The organism is Pseudoalteromonas sp. NZS71, assembly GCF_015864715.1.
GTDB classification, from domain to species: domain Bacteria; phylum Pseudomonadota; class Gammaproteobacteria; order Enterobacterales; family Alteromonadaceae; genus Pseudoalteromonas; species Pseudoalteromonas arctica.
This window is the reverse complement of the sequence record NZ_JADYWS010000009.1, coordinates 90,198-110,134: the sequence shown is the minus strand read 5'-3', so window position 1 is coordinate 110,134 and position 19,937 is coordinate 90,198. Positions and strand designations below refer to the sequence as shown.

The 19,937-nt window shown below is 39.9% G+C and carries 13 protein-coding genes; 10 read left to right on the top strand and 3 right to left on the bottom strand.

From position 1 onward, the window contains the following. The first annotated feature begins 8 nt into the window (after positions 1–8). The 9 genes from malQ to rluF all read left to right on the top strand — a co-directional run bounded on the left by malQ (position 9) and on the right by rluF (position 15,260). A complete protein-coding gene (gene malQ / locus I6E85_RS07980; RefSeq protein ID WP_197236801.1) occupies positions 9–2,003 on the top strand; it encodes a 4-alpha-glucanotransferase in 1,995 nt (664 codons plus the stop codon). Further along, positions 2,004–4,211, top strand: coding sequence for a 1,4-alpha-glucan branching protein GlgB (glgB, locus tag I6E85_RS07975; protein WP_197236800.1), 2,208 nt, complete (start codon positions 2,004–2,006; stop codon positions 4,209–4,211). After that, entirely contained in the window at positions 4,204–6,267 is a 2,064-nt protein-coding gene (glgX, locus tag I6E85_RS07970) for a glycogen debranching protein GlgX (RefSeq protein ID WP_197236799.1), read from the top strand. The genes glgB and glgX overlap by 8 nt, the downstream gene beginning before the upstream one ends. Beyond that, positions 6,260–8,797 carry a glycogen/starch/alpha-glucan phosphorylase gene (locus I6E85_RS07965; RefSeq protein WP_197236798.1) on the top strand — a complete coding sequence of 846 codons (2,538 nt, stop codon included), beginning with the start codon at positions 6,260–6,262 and terminating at the stop codon, positions 8,795–8,797. The genes glgX and I6E85_RS07965 overlap by 8 nt, the downstream gene beginning before the upstream one ends. Before the next feature lie 14 nt (positions 8,798–8,811). Beyond that, positions 8,812–10,113, top strand: a complete 1,302-nt coding sequence (gene glgC, locus I6E85_RS07960; protein WP_002958601.1) for a glucose-1-phosphate adenylyltransferase — start codon at positions 8,812–8,814, stop codon at positions 10,111–10,113. Between the two features lie 82 nt (positions 10,114–10,195). Continuing rightward, positions 10,196–11,731 carry a glycogen synthase gene (locus I6E85_RS07955; RefSeq protein ID WP_197236797.1) on the top strand — a complete coding sequence of 512 codons (1,536 nt, stop codon included), beginning with the start codon at positions 10,196–10,198 and terminating at the stop codon, positions 11,729–11,731. A gap of 89 nt (positions 11,732–11,820) precedes the next feature. Next, positions 11,821–13,035, top strand: a complete 1,215-nt coding sequence (locus I6E85_RS07950; protein WP_197236796.1) for an EAL and HDOD domain-containing protein — start codon at positions 11,821–11,823, stop codon at positions 13,033–13,035. A 30-nt stretch (positions 13,036–13,065) separates the two neighbouring features. Continuing rightward, positions 13,066–14,136 carry a DUF418 domain-containing protein gene (locus I6E85_RS07945; protein WP_197236825.1) on the top strand — a complete coding sequence of 357 codons (1,071 nt, stop codon included), beginning with the start codon at positions 13,066–13,068 and terminating at the stop codon, positions 14,134–14,136. A gap of 86 nt (positions 14,137–14,222) precedes the next feature. Continuing rightward, positions 14,223–15,260 (top strand): 23S rRNA pseudouridine(2604) synthase RluF, encoded by a 1,038-nt coding sequence (rluF, locus tag I6E85_RS07940; RefSeq protein ID WP_197236824.1) that lies wholly within the window; start codon positions 14,223–14,225, stop codon positions 15,258–15,260. Between the two features lie 22 nt (positions 15,261–15,282). Here the strand turns inward: rluF and I6E85_RS07935 are convergent, their stop codons facing one another. Beyond that, complete coding sequence (locus tag I6E85_RS07935) at positions 15,283–15,867, bottom strand: hypothetical protein (RefSeq protein ID WP_197236795.1); 585 nt, start codon at positions 15,865–15,867, stop codon at positions 15,283–15,285. Positions 15,868–15,926: 59 nt separating this feature from the next. Further along, positions 15,927–16,184 (bottom strand): hypothetical protein, encoded by a 258-nt coding sequence (locus I6E85_RS07930; protein WP_024591778.1) that lies wholly within the window; start codon positions 16,182–16,184, stop codon positions 15,927–15,929. A 241-nt stretch (positions 16,185–16,425) separates the two neighbouring features. On the opposite strand from I6E85_RS07930, the gene I6E85_RS07925 reads away from it, so the two are divergent. Continuing rightward, positions 16,426–16,758 (top strand): PBPRA1643 family SWIM/SEC-C metal-binding motif protein, encoded by a 333-nt coding sequence (locus I6E85_RS07925; protein ID WP_010552992.1) that lies wholly within the window; start codon positions 16,426–16,428, stop codon positions 16,756–16,758. Positions 16,759–16,867: 109 nt separating this feature from the next. Here I6E85_RS07925 and I6E85_RS07920 read toward each other — a convergent pair whose 3' ends face one another. Next, positions 16,868–19,936: an efflux RND transporter permease subunit gene (locus tag I6E85_RS07920; RefSeq protein WP_197236794.1), complete on the bottom strand. Its 3,069-nt coding sequence runs from the start codon at positions 19,934–19,936 to the stop codon at positions 16,868–16,870. Between the last annotated feature and the right edge of the window lies 1 nt (position 19,937).

The window sequence follows — 19,937 nt, the reverse complement described above, 5'->3', positions numbered from 1 at the left end:
GCGATTCAATGGATGCTCTTTCGCAGTTGTTTTACCTGCATGGTATTGGCTTTGAATTCACTAAGTATACAGGTGAACAGGTGTTTTTTAGCGAAGACACGCGTAAACGTGCTTTGCAATGTTGCGGTGTTGATACAAATAACGAAGCCGAAATAACTCAACTAACTTATGATTTAGATGCATCGCTTTGGCTGGATTTAGTACCCAGTGTGAGTTTGGTTGACCAAAAAAAGTGCGCTTTAAAGCTTCGTATAGACGAACGCCAGCAATATTTAGCCGCTACCATTGATGTCCCTTCACTTGGAATGCACATAGCATTTGACAACCTTTATAACTTGGCTGTCACTGGTGAATATTACTTACACGGCGTTCGCTATATTGAGCTGGCACTACCCATAGAAACTATGCCAATTGGCTATCATGACGCTAATGTTCAAGTAGGTGAACAGCATGCAATTACGCAACTTTGGTGTGTGCCTGAGCAAGTCTATCAAGTTGAAGACACAAAGCGCACAGGGTTATCTATTCAGCTTTACACATTAAAAAATAAAGCGCATTTAGGTATTGGCGACTTTGACGATTTATTAGCGCTTACAAAATTATGCAGCTCGCAAAATATGGATTACATATTACTTAATCCACTGCATTTGTTATTCGCTGATATGCCAGAGCGTGCAAGCCCTTATAGCCCTAGTAGTCGGGCTTTATTAAACCCGCTTTATATTTCTATAGTATTAAGCGAAGACGCAATAAATAACGAAAACCTTGACGCCATTATACAGCAAGATGATGTCGCTGCACTTATTAAAAGTAATGATCAGTTTATAGATTATGAAAATGTAAGCCGTATAAAGTATACGTTATTTGAAGCGCTTTATAACCAGTTTGAATTAACGGCAAGTGATGAGCGTCGCCAAGCGTTTACTGATTTTTGTAATGCTCACTCTACTACGTTAAATACCCTCGAATCAGATAACCTAACATTTGCTTATTACCTGCAATGGCAAGCGCATATGCAACTTGCACTGTGTCAAAAAAGTTGCGCAGAGAGAGGCATGGCTATTGGCTTAATAAACGACTTAGCTGTTGGTTGTGCTGGCGATGGGGCTGAATTTAAAAACCAGCAATCGCTGTTTAGCCAAGGTGCAAGTGTAGGCGCTCCACCCGATCCATGGGCTGAAGCAGGTCAAAATTGGGGCCTCCCAGCCCTCAATCCCCAAAGCCTTAGTAATAATCACTACCAATTTTACCGCTCGCTCATTCGCGCAAACATGCAAAACGTAGGTGGGCTTCGAATTGACCACGTAATGGCTATTAGGCGCCTATGGTGGTGCTTTGAAAGCAATGGCGAACAAGACGGCTGTTATGTTTACTATCCGTTTGAGCATTTACTTGCCATTTTAAAAATTGAATCGCATATTAATCAGAGTATTGTTATTGGTGAAGATTTAGGCATCGTACCGCCAGAGGTTAGGGAAGCTTTGGCATCTAGCGGTATTTTTTCCAACAGCTTATTTTATTTTGAGAAACAACACAGTGGAGAGTTTTTATCGGTAGATGAGCTAGCAACACATTGTTTGTTAATGATAGCCAATCACGATGTTCCTCCATTTACAGGCTGGTGGCAACATGATGATTTAGATATTAAGCAACAATATAAACTTATAACTTGCAATGAATACGAGCAATTAAAGCAACAACGAATAGAAGAGCAACAAAGGTTACTACGTTTTATTAATCACCATGGCAATACAACTGAGCTTTTATTACATAGTGAAGCAGTGACTGTTTATAGCGCACTTGCATTGTGTTTAGCAGGCTCTCAATCGCGTTTATTTGCAATACAAATAGATGACTTAGATGAGCAAAAGTATCCGGTTAATATCCCCGGGACAGATAAAGAATATCCTAATTGGCGACGTGTATTAACGCATACCAGTGAAGAAATTTTTACCAAAAATGCCTCACTTTTAGCTGCTATCGATTCAATAAGGAAAGGTTAAATGAGCAGTACAACTAATGAAAATAGTTACGATGCACAAGTACACGCATTAAATACAGGGCGATTTAAAGACCCATTTAGCTTCTTAGGGGCACATAAAACGGATGCTGAGGTTGAAATTCGTTTTTATCTACCTTGTGCAATAAGCGTAAGTGTTACATTAAATAATAAAAGTATTAAGGCGAAACGCTACCAGCAAAGTGACTTATTTATAGCCAAAGTTGATGCTTTGCCCACTGCGCCATATGAATGCATTTCTCAGTATACAGATAGCAGCGTTACCTTTTATGATGAATACAGCTTTGAAAGCACACTTGATGCAGAGGCAATGTATTTATTTAACGAAGGCAGCCTTGAACATGCTTACTCGCATTTTGGTGCACATTTTAGTACTCAACAAAACGTAGACGGTGTGCGTTTTTGTGTATGGGCGCCTAATGCGGCAAGTGTCTCTATTATTGGTGAGTTTAACTTTTGGCAAGCGAATCGCCACTTTATGCGCTTTCATCCTGCAAGTGGTGTATGGGAGTTATTTGTACCAGGCCTTAAAGCTGACATGTGCTACAAATTTGCAATTACCGCGCAAAGTGGAGAGGTGCTCGAAAAAGCCGACCCCTATGCATTTAAAATGCAACAAGCACCTGGCACTGCAAGTGTACTGCAGTACAAACCAGAATCTATAAAGCTTGGCGAAAAGGCACTTCAAAACAGACAAAAGCGTAACCATATTGATGCACCAATTAGTATTTACGAAGTGCATTTAGGCTCATGGCAACGCGCTGAAAACAACCGCTATTTAAGTTACACAGAGCTTGCCGACAAACTCGTTAGCTATGCCCTTGAAATGAATTTTACCCACCTGCAACTTATGCCAATAAGTGAATACCCGTTTGATGGTTCGTGGGGGTATCAGCCTGTTGGATTATTTGCACCTACCAGCCGCTTTGGCGACTACAACAGCTTTAAATACTTTGTAGAGCAGTGTCACAAAGCTAATTTAGGTATTTTACTTGATTGGGTACCAGGGCATTTTCCAAGCGATCCGCATGGCTTACATCGATTTGATGGCACCCATTTATATGAGCATGCTGATAAACGCCAAGGGTTTCATCCTGATTGGAATACCTACATTTATAACTACGACCGTCCTGAAGTTAAAAGCTTTTTAATATCAAATGCTATGTATTGGCTACATCAATTTGGTTTAGATGGCCTGCGTGTAGATGCCGTAGCTTCTATGTTGTATTTAGATTACAGTCGAAAAGAAGGCGAGTGGGTTGCTAATTGTTACGGCGGGCGTGAAAACTTAGGTGCAATTGAGTGCCTAAAGCAAGTCAATATGCGCAGCTATAAAAACAACCCAGGCATTATGATGGTGGCTGAGGAGTCAACAGCATGGCCGGGTGTCACCCAAAGTGTTGAGCACAACGGTTTAGGCTTTGGTTATAAGTGGAATATGGGCTGGATGAACGATAGTTTGCATTACATGCAGCACGACCCTTTATATCGTCAGCATCATCATCATGAAATGACTTTTTCGATGGTATACGCGTTTAGCGAAAACTATATATTGCCATTAAGCCACGATGAGGTAGTACATGGTAAAGGATCGTTAATTGAAAAAATGCCAGGCGATGATTGGCAGAAATTTGCAAATTTACGCGCTTACTACGCATTTATGTGGGCACACCCGGGTAAAAAACTCTTATTTATGGGCGGTGAAATTGCACAGCGAAAAGAGTGGGGACACGATCATTCTATCGATTGGCATTTACTTGAGCACCAAAGCCATAATGGTATAAAGCAAACGGTAAAAACACTAAATACGGTTTATAAAAACCAACCTGCGTTGTATGAGCTAGATTCGAGCGCGGCTGGTTTTACCTGGATAGATAACAATAATAATCAGCAGAGCATTTTAAGCTTTGTTCGCTATGCTAAAAACGCAAAAAACTTTGTGGTTGTTATTGCTAATTTTACCCCCGCATCCTATGAAAACTACGTTATTGGCGTACCGAGTAAAGGGCGTTACAAGGTCATTTTAAATACAGATGATACTCAGTTTTTTGGCTCTGGCGTTGAGGTAACTAAAGATTCATCGCAGGTAGTTCAAGCAATAAACGAATCAAATCATGGTTTTAAACACAGTATTTCAATTGCCATTGGTGGCTTAACTACTATTTATTTACAAAAGGTTGATGATGAGTAACCGATTTGATGTAGCACCCGGTAATGTAGAACCACTTGGCTCTAGTGTTATTGATAATGGGGTCAACTTCGCGCTTTATGCGCCTGGGGCGAGCCAAGCTTATGTATGCCTGTTTGATAAAAGTGGCCATTCAGAAATACTAAAAATGGCGATGAACATCAACGAAGGGGGTATTTGGAGTATTCATATTTCGCCATTAAACGCCGGTGCGCTTTATGGTTTTAGAGTTGAGGGTGAATATAACCCTAAAAATGGTCAACTATTTAACGAAAATAAGCTGCTGATAGACCCATATGCAAAAGACTTGTTTGGTGAGTTTACTTGGAGTGAACGCCATTACGGGCAAATGCCCATCGGTACTAAAAGCACTGTAAATAATGCGATTGATATACCTAAATCAAAAGTAGCGGCTCCTACGTTGTACGCGCATAAAAAGCCTAACCACCGTTGGTCAAACACGGTTATTTATGAGTGTCATGTGAAAGGTACAACGTGTCGTCATCCTAAAATTCCCAAATCTCTACAAGGAAAGTTTTTAGGGTTAAGCCATCCAAGCTTTATTGAACACTTACAAAGCTTTGGTGTTACAGCCGTTGAGCTTTTGCCTGTTCATTCTTTTATTAGTGAGCAATTTTTAACAGGGAAAGGTTTGCAAAACTACTGGGGTTACAACACGCTTAACTTTTTTACGCCCCATAAAGACTATTTGGTAAACGACGATATAAACGAGTTTAAGCAAATGGTGCAAGAGCTCCATGCTGCAGACATAGAAGTCATATTAGATGTTGTTTACAACCATACAGCTGAAGCAGGGGCGGATGGCCCTATACTATCGCTTAGAGGCTTTGATAACTTAGCCTATTACCGCACAGTAGAGGGGCAGCCTGACGTATATATAAACGATACCGGCTGTGGGAATACCATAAATATTGACCACCCTAAAACACTGCAACTTGTACTTGATAGCCTTCGTTATTGGGTTGAAGTAATGGGAGTTGATGGTTTTAGGTTTGATTTAGCGACCATTTTAGGTCGCTCAAAAGCAGGCTTTAGCTCCGCACATACTTTTTTACAAGTAGTTGCCCAAGACCCTGTGCTTAACAAAGTTAAGTTAGTAAGTGAGCCTTGGGATATAGGCCCAGGTGGTTATCAGCTTGGTGCATTCCCGCCGCCATGGCGAGAATGGAACGATCAATACCGCGATGTAATTAGACGTTTTTGGCAAAGTGAAACAGGCATTATTGCAAGCGTTGCAAAACGTTTGCATGGATCGTTTGATATTTTTGAGCACAGCCAACGTGGGCCGCTCAATAGTATTAATTTCATAACGAGTCATGATGGTTTTACCCTTGCCGATTTAGTGAGTTATGAGCATAAACATAACGAAGCTAATGGCGAGCAAAATCGAGATGGGCACAGTGCAAATCACTCGTTCAACTGTGGGGTAGAAGGTTTTACCAGCGACTCTAAAATAAACGCACTGCGCTTACAGCAACAAAAGAACTTTTTACTTACTTTAATTCTCTCAAAAGGTGTTCCAATGATTGCCGCTGGCAGCGAAATGGCGCACTCGCAAGGGGGGAATAACAATGCTTATTGCCAAAATAATCGCACTAGTTGGCTTGCCTGGAAAGATTCTCAACTTAATCATTCGTTAACACGATTCATTGATGATGCATTAAAAATTAGACGTGCGCACAGTGCGTTTAAACACAGTGTATTTTTAGATGATATAGACGAGCGTTTTACCGTTAAGTGGTTTACCGAACAAGGTAAAACCATGACTGATGCTCACTGGCATGAAGATACCAGGCAGTTTTTAATGTATAGCTTACTTGATAAGCAAAACAATCATGCATTGCTGATTGTATTTAATGCCAGTAAAAAAACAGTTTTTTGCCAAATGCCGCCTTCGCCAATTAATGCGCCGTGGCAAATGATTCTATCAAGTGTACATAATGCATCTGTGAGCAGTAATGAAGATGCGATGGTTGAAATTTCAGCACAAAGTAGTTGGGTTTTTAGTGCTAATTTAGAGGATGTAAGTCATGGCTAAACAAAGTGAACAAGTGTGTGTAGTAAAGGGCTGGCAAGAAGGTCCTGTTATAGATGAAAGTACGCTTAAAGATGACTTAACACGGCATTTTTATTATACCCTAGGTCGCGATAAGGTCGGCGAATCAAGACTGTATTTATACCATGCTTTAGCGCTGACTATTCGCGACAGACTTGTTGCCCGCTGCAGAGAAACGAATCAACAAATTAAGCAAGAGAAACGCCGTAAAACGGCTTACCTTTCTCTTGAGTTTTTAATGGGACGTGCGCTGGGTAATGCAATACTAAACCTAGATTTAGACGACCAAGTTGCTGCTGCATTACAAGAATACTGCACAACACTAGAAACGCTTGAAGATGCTGAGCACGACGCAGGTTTAGGTAACGGTGGTTTAGGCCGCCTAGCTGCTTGTTTTTTAGATAGCTGTGCTAGTTTAGCGTTACCTGTCATTGGTTATGGCCTTCGTTACGAATACGGCATGTTTAACCAATCAATTAAAGATGGTAACCAAATTGAGCAACCAGATAACTGGCTGCGCGAAGGGCACCCATGGGAACTAAGCGCGCCAGAGCATGCAAAACGTGTGAAATTTGGCGGCTACGTGCAAAGTTACACGGATAAATTTGGCCGAGAGCATCGTCAATGGATGAGTTCACAAGATGTATTAGCTGTCCCTTACGATGTCCCTGTCCCAGGTTATAAAAACAATATTGTAAATACGTTACGCTTATGGAAATCAGAAGCGACAGATGAATTTAATTTGACCGAATTTAATGCAGGCAGTTACTCAGAAGCCGTCGCTCAAAAAAACCTAGCTGAACAAATTACCATGGTGCTATATCCAAACGACAGCAGCGAAAATGGTAAAGAGCTTAGATTGCGCCAACAATACTTTTTATCATCTGCGAGTATTCAAGACGTAGTTGATCAGTGGGTTTCCCAACATGGCGAGAGCTTTAGGGACTTTGCTGATTTTCATGTTTTTCAGTTAAACGATACGCACCCAAGTATTGCTGTTGCAGAGCTGATGCGTATTTTAATTGATGATTACGAACTTGATTGGAACGATGCTTGGCAAATCACTACTAAAACAATGGCCTACACAAACCATACGCTACTTCCTGAAGCGCTTGAAAAGTGGTCTGTTTCGTTGTTTTCAAAATTATTACCACGCATTTTAGAAATAGTTTACGAGATAAACGCACGCTTTTTAGCACAAGTTGCACAGCAATGGCCGGGTGATGTTAATAAACAGCGTGCATTGTCGTTGATTGAAGAGGGCGATGAGCCGCAAATTCGTATGGCTTACTTAGCCATTGTAGGTAGTTACTCTGTAAATGGCGTAGCAGCACTGCATACCGAACTGTTAAAAGCGGGTTTATTTAAAGAGTTTTACGCGCTTTGGCCAGATAAGTTTAATAACAAAACAAATGGTGTTACACCAAGACGTTGGCTTGCACATTGTAATCCCGTTTTAAGTAAATTAATCAGCGAAAAAATTGGTCATGACTGGGTTAAAAACTTTTCAACAATTAGCGATCTACGTCGTTTTTACGACGACAAAGCATTTCATGGGCAATGGCAAAATGCTAAACGCGAAAACAAACAGCGTTTAGTTGATTTAGTTAAGGCGCGCTGCGATGTTGATTTTGACGTATCGATGATGTTTGACGTACAAGTAAAACGTATTCACGAATACAAACGTCAGCTATTAAACATACTTCATGTGATTCATTTATATGACCGTATTCGTCGTGGTGATACCCAAGGGCTTGTTCCTCGCTGTGTTTTATTAGGTGGTAAAGCAGCACCGGGTTATTACATGGCTAAAAAAATTATTAAGCTTATTAATAACGTGGCAGAAGTTATAAATAAAGACCCTCAAGCTTCGCCATATTTACGCGTCGCCTTTTTACCTAATTACAACGTAACCGCTATGGAAGTTATTTGTCCTGCAACCGATTTGTCAGAGCAAGTATCTACCGCAGGCAAAGAAGCGTCGGGTACTGGCAACATGAAGTTTATGATGAATGGTGCATTGACGATAGGCACGCTGGATGGTGCAAACATTGAAATTAGAGATGCTGTCGGCGCTGATAACTTCTTTTTGTTTGGGGCACAAGCTCATCAAATTGATGATATTAAATCACGTTATGATCCAGAGCATTTAATATCGCAAAATAGCGATTTAAATAATGTAATGCAACTACTCGAAAGCGGCCATTTTAACTTGTTTGAACCATGCTTATTTGACGATATTACAAATGCAATTAAGAGCCCGCACGATCCATGGCTTGTTGCGCACGATTTTGAAAGTTATGTAGCAGCTCAAAAAGAAGTTGATAAAGCTTACGCAGATCAAACCTACTGGACACAAATGAGTATTTTAAATACGGCAGCCAGTGGCATGTTTTCAAGTGATAGAACCATAAGCCAATACAGTGAAGACATTTGGCATTTAGAACCCCTCAATATTAGTGAAACAGACTTAACGACAACTAAAAGCCATGCCACTAACAGCCTAGACTAAATGGAGAGAGTATTATGCCCAATTATGCAAATCGCTACATAAGTAGCCTAACCAGAGAAACTTACGCGTTAATACTGGCAGGCGGACGCGGTTCTCGCCTGCATGAGCTAACCGATTGGCGAGCAAAGCCAGCAGTTTACTTTGGTGGTAAACATCGAATTATCGATTTTCCACTATCAAACTGCATTAACTCGGGTGTGAGACGCGTTGGTATTGCCACACAATATAAATCGCATTCACTAATTCGTCACGTAAATCGCGCGTGGGGCCACTTTAAAAAAGAGCTGGGTGAGTCGGTTGAAATACTACCTGCATCTCAGCGCCAAGGTGATGATTGGTACTGTGGCACCGCAGATGCTGTTTTTCAAAACATAGATATTATTCGCCACGAACTGCCTAAATATGTGATGATTTTGTCTGGAGATCACGTGTACCGTATGGACTATGGTGCTTTATTGGCTGAACATGTGCAAAAGGGCGCAGATATGACAGTGTGTTGTATTGAAGTGCCCGTAGAGGAAGCCGCAGATACGTTTGGTGTAATGACCGTTGATGAAGAAAACAGAGTGTGTCGTTTTGATGAAAAACCAGCAATGCCGAGCTCTGTACCCGGCAAGCCAGGTACATGTTTAGCATCAATGGGAAACTACATTTTTAATACTGAATTTTTGTTTGAGCAACTTAAAAAAGATTCTGAGAATGAAGGTTCTGGCCGAGATTTTGGTCACGATATTATTCCAGCAATTATAGAAGAGCATAATGTATTTGCCTTCCCATTTAGAGATCCAAACCAAGAAGGGCAACCTTATTGGCGCGATGTAGGTACCCTAGATTCGTTCTGGGAGGCTAATATGGAATTGGTAATGCCTGAGCCACAACTCGATTTATATGACCCAACGTGGCCAATATGGACATATCAAGAGCAACTACCACCTGCTAAGTTTATTTTTGATGACGAAGATAGGCGCGGTATGGCCTTGGACTCAACTGTGTCGGGTGGGTGTATTATTTCGGGCTCTGCGGTTAGAAAGTCACTCTTGTTTTCTAATGTCCACGTTCGCTCATTTTGTACCATTGAGCAGTCGGTAATTTTACCCGGTGCGGTTATAAATCGAGGTTGTAAAATTAAGCGTGCGATTATAGATAGAAGCTGCGAAATACCTGCAGGTCTCGAAATCGGTTTTGACAAAAAAACAGATGAAGAAAACGGCTTTAGGGTATCTAAGAAAGGCATCGTTCTTGTTACTCGTGATATGCTCACTGAGCTTGCAAAAAAGTTAGAGCGCCAAGCGCGTGAGAATAAAAAGCTAGCGTAAAACACGTTAAATATTAAGCACGACAACAAAGCTTGCTCATTCATGAGCAAGCCCACACAGGTTTAAAGGAAGTAGTAAATTAATGCATGTATTAATGGTTGCAGCAGAAAATGACGCGTTACCAGGCGCAAAAGTAGGCGGTGTGGCAGATGTAGTACGCGATGCCCCAAGGGCGCTCGCAAAGCAAGGTATAACGGTTGACGTTGTTATTCCTGACTACGGGTTTGAGCCGCTTGAGCGTATTTATATAGGTGAAGTAACCGTTGCATTTAATGCTCAACCCCATGTATTAAAAGTTTTTAAGGTACAACAAGCCCAAAATAATGTAAGCCAAATTGTTATTAGCCACCCGCTATTTAGTGAATCAGGTAGTGTATATTGTAACGATGCACCGGGGAGGCCTTTTGCAACTGATGCGACAAAATTTGCTTTATTTAATGCAGCTGTCTGCGAAGCATTATTACAAGGTGTATTAAAGCGCCCTACAGCGCTACATTTACATGATTGGCACAGCGCCTGCGTTGCAGTTTTACTTAAGTTTGAGCCACGTTATAGCTCACTTAATACCTTACCCATTGCCTACACGGTACATAATATTGCACTGCAAGGTATAAGACCTTTTAAACACGACGACTCAAGCTTAGAGGCATGGTTTCCGTCACTTAGTTATAATGGCCAGCAACTATGCGACCCGCGTTACCCTCATTGCTTTAATCCTATGCGCAGTGCAATAAATCTTTGCGATAAAATACATGTTGTATCACCAACCTACAGCCAAGAGGTTCTTGAACCTAGTAATTACGAGCATGGTTTTTTTGGTGGCGAAGGGCTTGAGCAAGATCTGCAAAATGCAGCAAGCCAAGGTAAGCTTGTCGGTATTTTAAATGGCTGCGAATATCCAAGCAATGCACTTGAAGGAGCAACTCTCGCCGATTTTTATAGCCAAGCCGAGAACACTTTATTTACTTGGATGGCAAATAGCGAGCAGTTACAAAGCGGTTACTATATTGCCCACCAACGACTACAGCAATTTAAAGCAACGATTAATAATGGCCCATTAGTCACAAGCGTTGGCCGACTTACAGAGCAAAAAGTGTTGTTATTGTGCCAGCAGGTTAATGGAGTATTAGCTATTGATAAAGTGTGCCAAGTTATTAATGAATATAACGGCAGACTCATTGTTTTAGGTTCGGGCGACAAAGAACTCGAAAGCATATTTACCAAAGCAATGGCGCGTAATTCTAATCTTTTATTTTTGAAGGGCTATGGTCAAGGTGTTGGCGATTTAATGTATCAACTAGGTGACTTATTTTTAATGCCAAGTTCGTTTGAACCTTGTGGTATTAGCCAAATGCTAGCAATGCGTGCCGGGCAACCCTGTTTAGTTCACAGTGTTGGCGGATTAAAAGATACAGTTAAACACCACGAAAATGGTTTTAGCTTTAATGGCGACACGTTAGCAACACAAACGAGTAATTTAATTAGCTGTTTAGACGAAACTCTCTTAATTAAAAAGCAAAATCCTAAAAAGTGGCATAAAATTAAGCACAGCGCAGAGCAAATGCGTTTTTCGTGGCCACAAGTGGCAACTGATTATATAACAACCTTATACCGGTAAATCGTTGCTGTACTTTAAAGTTTAGTGACAAATGTACCTGCTTAGGGTTTAATTACTTAGTATTATATAAAAACTAAGAAGTAGGTAATGTGTCTGTATTTGTTGCAAGGCAAGCAATATTCAATCGAAGTAAAAAAGTAGTAGCCTATGAGCTACTTTTTCGTGATAGTCCAAAAAATTATTTTCCAGATATTGCAGAAGGCCAAGCAACAGCAAGGCTTATTATGGAAAATCAATTAAATTTAGGTACACGCCATATTACATCAGGCAAAAAAGCACTTATTAATATAGGACCTGAATCATTAAAACTCGATTTATGTGCTTTTTTACCATGCCAAGACGTTGTGATTGAGTTACTCGAAACCATTGAACCCACCGACGATAACTATGAACTGTGCCGAGGTTTATTTCATAGTAACTACAAACTCGCACTCGATGACTTTGTGTATAAACCACAGTGGGATCGTTTTTTAAAGCTTGTGAAGCTCATTAAATTTGATATTGCAATTACACCCCTTAGTGAAATACAACCAATAATTAAAAAGTTACAAACACATAAACAAATAAAAATACTAGCCGAAAAAATAGAAACACAAGAAGACTATAAGCTCGCCTTTGATATGGGGTTTGATTATTTTCAAGGCTATTTTTTTGCAAAACCTACCATGATCAAACAAAATGACATTGATTATAATTATGGTTTAGTCGTCGCTATTTACGCCGAAATAATGAAAAACAGTCCAGATATAAAAACTATATCTGGACTATTTGAGCTTGATGCTGCACTTGCATATAAATTGTTGCGTTTAATTAACAGTGGTGTTTTTCCTATACAAAGCCAAATATCGTCATTAAAGCAAGCGCTTGTGTATTTAGGCCATGAACGCCTTAAAAAGTTTGTAAGCCTTATTGTTACTGCTCATACAGCGGGTAAAAAACCTGCGGAGCTAATGCAAGTGTGTGTTGTACGTGCTCGTTTTTGTGAGCTTTTGGCAAAGAAGGTTAATAAAAGTCAGTCAGGCGAAGCATTTTTAACAGGGTTATTTTCACTGCTGGATGCAATCCTTGATCAACCCATGAGCTTGCTTGTTGAAAAGCTACCTTTTCCTGATGAAATAAAAACGGCATTATTAGGGGATAAAAACACACTTTATTATATTTTAAACGTTGTTAAAGCATATGAAACAGGAAGCTGGTGGGCACTTGAACAAGCTGTACTTTTGTTGAATATAGACAGTGCTATACTACCTCCACTTTACCAGCAGTCGGTCGATTGGGCTGACAGTTATAAGAACAATATTTAACGGATAATAGCTTTAATGCGCAATTATAATATGGACTTTATTCGCGGCGTTGCCGTGCTTGGCCTAGTTTACATGAATGCTTACGCCTTCGGCCTTTTTGAATACGGGTATACCTCTTTAACTAATCCTCCTGTTAGCGACTCAATTATTCACACCTTTAGCAGCTTGTTTGTAGACGGGCGTTTTAGAACACTGTTTAGTTTGCTTTTTGGTGCCGGGCTTTACATTCAGTGGCAACGTTATAAGTCTGAATTGCAGTTAAAAAGTAGGCTTTATTGGTTAATCCTCTTTGGGTTAGCACATGGTTTTTTACTTTGGGCAGGTGATATTTTATTTGTTTACGGTATATCTGGCTGGTTTGTTATTAAATATTTAGAGAGTAATAACAGCGTACTTTTAAAAAGAGGACTTGAGTTTATTTTGTTATCGGGTGTAGCTACTGTGCTTATTGTATCTAGCGTACCCGATGAAGTGATTTACCGCGATTCAGCACAGTTTATAGATTTATATAACCCACACTATATTGATTACTTTATTAGTAACCTCGCCATGAACACATTGATGCTTGTTATGGTGCCAATAATGACAATGTGGATGTGCGTGGGCCTTATGCTCATTGGCATTTATTTATATAAACAAGACGTTTTTAGTAAAGGCTTAACTACTCAGCAATTAATAGTTTGCGGTGCAATGACCCTTGTTTTTTGTGGAATCAGGCTTTATGCATCACAGCTTAATGGCAGCTTAGGATATGGGGTGCAAGAATTTGTAAATATGTTTGCGGCCCTAGGTATGGCTATGCTATATATTCATTTAATTGTTAAATTTTGCAATAACAGAGCACACGTCGGCATGCTTATTCAACAAGCAGGGCGCTTAGCATTTACTTTATATATTAGCCAAACACTCATACAACTGTTGTTATATAAAGTGCTATTTACCCACTGGGTGCTCAGTTTTGATCGTATTGACTATTGGTTAGTTGCAACGGCATTAGTTGCGCTGCAGCTCATATTTACCTTTTTATACAGCCGCTATTTTAATCAAGGTCCGCTTGAATGTGTATGGCGTAAATTAACTAAAGTAAAAATTAGTGCTTAAACGCCTATAAATAGTAAATTAGGGGCGAAAAAATAGTGTGGGTGGTTTACACTACTCGCCTTAAAAATTACTACGCTGTAAGTGCCATGACCGAATTAAAACGTTTAAATAAATTTATTAGTGAAACAGGATTTTGTTCACGCCGCGAAGCCGATAAATATATTGAGCAAGGTCGTGTCAGCGTTAATGGCTACTCACCAGAAATGGGCGTAAAAGTAGCCGCTACCGATGTTGTATTAATTGATGGTAAGCCTCTTAAAGCCACGCCGAAGCGCGTTTACATTGCCTACAATAAACCCGTTGGCATAACGTGTACTACCGAAAGTAAAATTCAAAGTAATATTATTCGCGCAGTAAATTATCCTACGCGTATATTCCCAATAGGGCGCTTAGATAGACCGTCTGAAGGGCTTATATTTTTAACTAACGAAGGCGACATCGTTAATAAAATTTTGCGTGCAGGCAATAATCACGAAAAAGAATACGTTGTTACGGTAGATAAACCGCTTAATCTTCAGTTTGTTACAAAAATGGCGAATGGTGTGCCTATTTTAGATACCGTTACTAAAGAATGTAAAGTAACGCAAAGTGGCCCCAAAGAATTTAAAATAGTACTTACTCAAGGTTTAAACCGTCAAATACGCCGCATGTGTGAATACTTAGGCTACGAAGTGGTAACCTTAAAACGTACGCGCATAATGAACGTAACACTTAAAGGTTTAAAAGTAGGACAATGGCGTCACTTGTCAGATATTGAAATGGCGCAAATAAACGATTCAATTTCTGATTCTGGTAAAACTCAAGAGCACTCGCTTGATACTAATAAGCAATCAGAAAATAATGCACCTTTAGCACCTAAAAAACGCGATTTTCAGGGCGAAAACCCACGACGCTTTAATAATGGTGATCGAAATAGTGAGCGTAGTACTGAGCGAAATACAAATCGTAACTCTGAGCGCAGCAACGCTAACACAGAGCGCAAAAATGAGCGCAGTAATACTCCTTACCAAAAGCGTTCTACAACGTATGTGGGTAAGCCAAAAAGCATTAAAGAGAACAAGTCGTCTAATGCTAAATCAGACTCAAAACCAAGCTCGGACCGTATTCTCAGTCTAAAAAAATAATGTGCAGCTAAGTGGTATTCTACTACCACTGTATTTCTTGTACTATATTACCAAGTGGGCTTTTAACGCCCACTAAGTTTACGTTGTTATTTTGCAAACCCACCAATCTACCTTTATCTAAATACCATCTAAAAGTGTGCTTTTTATAGCTTTTTAAATCCAGTACAGTCAGTTTTGCGCAACTGTATTCATAATCAGTTGGGCAAGTACCTACTTCGAGTAACTGATATTCTTGCTGCCATATATTATCGCCGTATTTATTAGCCAGTAACTTTACTGAAATACATACTGACGTCCACAACCATAAGTAAATTAAAATAGGTAAACCGATTGGTATAAATACTGAGCGGAATTTCCCGTGCTCAACAATATAATCTTTAACCGTATGTTTAAATTCAAAGTTATTATTGTATTTTTTATATAGGTGCTTAAATAAAGCAACCGATAACACGATCGTCATTATTGGAAATAACGTAAATGTTAAGGTGTTATATATACCGTTGGGGATAAAAGCGGGATCGGCTTGTTCATCCCATGCAAGTAAAACCAGCGGAGGTGCTGTTACTAAAAGTAATAAGGCGCTGTTGAATAGTTGTTTAAAGGTCACAGGGGATTCACTTATAAAATGCTGCTTGTATAAAGCCCAAATTAGCGCTTAATGTTTAGCTATTGAATGCTAAAGCCAATATAAAATAAGAGTATACCTAAATAAACTGCAATCGCCGATAACGAGTTTTTAGAACGCAAGCGCTTAACAAGGTCGCGTGTGCCATCAACCATACCGGAAATAACCAGTAGTATGCCCCCTGTAAAACGGTAGTTGTTTAAGTTCACGTTACCACTATCGTCAGTTATAAAGCGTAAATAACCAAAAAGTATAAAAAGACTGCCTGCTATTAGTACTGCAATTTTAAAGGTTTCCAATGCTTTTCCATAATATTGAGTTAGATACTAAAACGGCACTAAGTTGAGTCATGATAATTTTACTATATTTCGAATTCAAATTTTGCCTAAATCCATTAAATGGTCTCATTATGTCGCTATATTAGGCGTATATACGCTAAAGCTTGATTTATATTGTGCATTAGCAAGTACACTTAGTTATATGTTGGGTAAGCTGTTAAGATGCGCCGTCTTAATAATGTAGAAAGGTTATAGAAGTAACATGTCAAAATTTTTCTTTATGGGTAAGCCCGACATAATGGGTAAAAATAACAGTAATGGATTTGCGCCAAATCGTACCGCAAAGGTCGGCACAGAGTTACACCCGTTAACGCTAATTGTAAACTCAGCTGAACGACAATCAGAAATAGAAGCAATACTAGAAGAGCATTCGCTGTTTGCTTCAATTGAAGTTAAAGCAGACGTACCAGAAGATATTCGCGAACTAGACTTTGCGCTTAGCAAGTCAACACCACAAGTATTTGATAAAGTACCAGAGCGTAACGCACCTTGTGTATGTGGTAGTGGCAAAAAATATAAAAAGTGTTGCGGTTAGTTTCTTAACAACTAAATATGTAGCCTTTCTTTTTTCATCGGTATTAAATAAAAATGCCACTGACCTTGAGCCTGTGGCATTTTTTAATGTTAACCAATTATATGTTTAACTACTTACGTGGCTCGTAATCAATTCTAAATATAACCGTGTAAAGTACTGGCACTACAATTAGAGTCAAAATTGTAGCAAAGCCTAGACCAAACATAATCGTTACCGCCATTGACTGAAAAAACACGTCAAATAACAGCGGGATCATACCCAAAATAGTGGTTATAGCTGCCATTGCAACCGGTCGTACACGGCTCACACCAGAGTCAAACACGGCCTCATAGGGCGATTTACCTTCCCTTAATTCAAGATTTATTTGATCAACTAATACAATACCGTTTTTAATTAGCATACCGCTTAAGCTTAACAAACCAAGTAGCCCCATAAAGCTAAACGGAGCATTCATCGCTAACAAGCCGGCGCTTACACCAATAATAGCCAACGGCACAGTTGCCCAAATAACAAGTGGCTGTTTAAGTGAGTTAAAAAGTAATACCGTGACTGCAAACATCGCTAAATAACCCAGAGGTAATGAGCCAAATATTGCTTTTTGCGCCTTGCTTGATGACTCAAACTCGCCGCCCCATTCTAGTTGGTAACCACGCGGTAGTTCCATGTTCTCTATCGGACCGCGAATACGGGCAAATAGTTTTGCAGGTGTTTCATCCCCTAATACATTATTATCGGCCATTACTGTAATAGTACGTTTGCGATCGCGGCGCATTATTAGGCTGTCTTCCCACTGCACATCAAATTCGTCTACAACCTGAGTCACTGGTACAAATACACCCAATACTGGGCTGTATATTTGAAGGTCGTGTACGCTTTCTACGTTTAAGCGCTCGTTAGCGGGAGAACGGGCAATAATGGGTAGCAACTGCGTGCCATCGCGATATACGCCCACTTGTTTACCCGATAAGCTCGTTAGTAATACATTGTCTAAATCTGATTTACTAATACCTAATCGACGTGCTTTTTGCTCGTTAAATTGCGGGCGAATCATTTTGGTACGTGCGCGCCAGTCATCTCGAATATTGAATGCACCGTCGTCTTTGCCTAATATCTCTTTGGCTTTAGCGGATAACTGCCTTAATACCACGGGGTCAGGACCCGAAAAACGAGCTTCTATTTTTGCATCAGTAGAGGGGCCAATTTCCATAGGTTTAATTTTAAGCTGTGCAGAGAGTGCATAATTGTGTGAGTAATCACGCACTGTTTGCATTACAGTTGCTACGGCTTCTCTGTTGGAAACACGAATAATTAATTGCCCGTACGCTGGGTATGATTTTTCTGGCGCGTAGGTAAGCATAAAGCGCGGAGCACCTTGGCCTGTTGTACTTGTTACTTCTTCAACAAGCTGTTCTTTTAATAAAAACTGTTCAAGTTTTTTAACGCCCTCAAGGGTTGAGCGAATATCAGAACCTTGCTCTTGCCAGTAATCTACATAAAACATAGGCGTATTAGAGGCAGGAAAAAACGACTGTTTTACAGAGCCAAAACCAACAACCGCTGTACACAGTAAAACAACCATTAATATAAGCGTGGTTTTTCTAAAGTGCAGCGCTAAATCTAAAATCGCTTTGTAACCATTAAAAATAAAGCCTTTATATGGGTCTTCATCTTCTTGGCCTTCTTCGTTTTTAAATTCGTTTTCTTTAAACATTAAATTAGCAAAAAAAGGCGTTAGCGTAATTGCTGTTATCCAGCTTAATAAAAGCGAAATAAACAACACCCAAAACAAGCTACCGGCAAATTCACCACTGGCATCAGAGCTTAAACCAATTGGCGCAAAGGCAGTGACTGCAATTACTGTTGCACCTAGTAAAGGCCATTTTGTTTGCTCAACAATATTAACAGCCGCTTTGAGTTTTGTTTGGCCACGTTTAAGGTTTATAAGTATGCCTTCGGTGACGACTATTGCGTTATCAACCAGCATACCAAGCGCAATAATAAGTGCCCCAAGCGATATTCGTTGCAAGTCGATAGCAAACAACTTCATAAATATAAACGTACCCAGTACGGTAAGCAGTAAAATACCACCAATTAAAATACCGCTTTTTAAACCCATAAATAACAGCAGGACTACAATAACAATCGCAATGGCTTCAAGTAAGCTGATAATAAAACCATCAACCGACTTTTGAACCTCTTGTGGTTGGTTGTATACAGAATTTATGTGAATACCATGTGGGCGTTGATATTCAAGTGATGCTAAATGCTCGTCTATGTTTTTACCCACATCAACCACGTTAACACCCGACATAAACGACACGCCAATAAGTAAAGCTTGCTGAGAGTTATAACGAATAATGTTATTTGGTACTTCTGCATACTCTCTGTAAACCTTTGCAACATCGCCTAAATAAATAAGTTCACTTTCACCCGATTTTGAAATAAGCAACGTTTCGAGTTCTTTTACGTCTTTAAATTCACCGGTAGGGTGCAGGCGAATTGATTCATCGCCCACGCGAATTTTACCCGCGTTAGATACCGTGTTTTGCGATTGCAATAACTGGAATATATGGCTTGGCGCAATACCTAATTGAGCAAGTTTACGCGTAGAAACTTCAACCATTACTTGCGCTTGTTGTTCACCCGCTATTGTTACTTTACTTACGCCTTTAACCAATACCAGTTCACGTTTTAAAAAATCGACGTAATCTTTAAGCTCGTCATACGAATAACCATCACCGGTTACCGAATACATAACACCGTAAACGTCGGCAAAGTCGTCCAAAATAGTGCTTGGGTAAACACCACTGGGTAATGACGGAGAAAGGTCGTTAATTTTTCGACGCATTTCATCCCAAATTTGGCGAAGCTGTTCTTTACGATAAGTGCTTTTCATTTCAACAGTAATTTGTGATTTCCCGTTAGATGAAATAGACGTAACGTAATCAACATAAGGTAATTGCTGAATCGCGTTTTCAATCGGAAAAGTAACTTCTTCTTCAACTTGCTGCGGCGAAGCGCCAGGGTACATGGTTATAACCATGGCTTTTTTAAGCGTAAACTCAGGGTCTTCTAATTGCCCTAAATCAAAGTACGACACACTACCGCCAATTAATAGCAGCAGCGTAAACATCCAACTGATTACTTTTTTCTCTATGGAGAGTTGTGCAAAGCTCATA

Bases quoted from the DNA above. Each gene is read 5' to 3' on its own strand.
- glgC (WP_002958601.1), top strand. From the start codon at position 8,812: ATGCCCAATTATGCAAATCGCTACATAAGTAGCCTAACCAGAGAAACT.
- I6E85_RS07945 (WP_197236825.1), top strand. From the start codon at position 13,066: ATGGACTTTATTCGCGGCGTTGCCGTGCTTGGCCTAGTTTACATGAAT.
- rluF (WP_197236824.1), top strand. From the start codon at position 14,223: ATGACCGAATTAAAACGTTTAAATAAATTTATTAGTGAAACAGGATTT.
- malQ (WP_197236801.1), top strand. From the start codon at position 9: ATGGATGCTCTTTCGCAGTTGTTTTACCTGCATGGTATTGGCTTTGAA.
- I6E85_RS07955 (WP_197236797.1), top strand. From the start codon at position 10,196: ATGCATGTATTAATGGTTGCAGCAGAAAATGACGCGTTACCAGGCGCA.
- glgX (WP_197236799.1), top strand. From the start codon at position 4,204: ATGAGTAACCGATTTGATGTAGCACCCGGTAATGTAGAACCACTTGGC.
- I6E85_RS07920 (WP_197236794.1), bottom strand. From the start codon at position 19,936: ATGAGCTTTGCACAACTCTCCATAGAGAAAAAAGTAATCAGTTGGATG.
- I6E85_RS07925 (WP_010552992.1), top strand. From the start codon at position 16,426: ATGTCAAAATTTTTCTTTATGGGTAAGCCCGACATAATGGGTAAAAAT.
- I6E85_RS07965 (WP_197236798.1), top strand. From the start codon at position 6,260: ATGGCTAAACAAAGTGAACAAGTGTGTGTAGTAAAGGGCTGGCAAGAA.
- glgB (WP_197236800.1), top strand. From the start codon at position 2,004: ATGAGCAGTACAACTAATGAAAATAGTTACGATGCACAAGTACACGCA.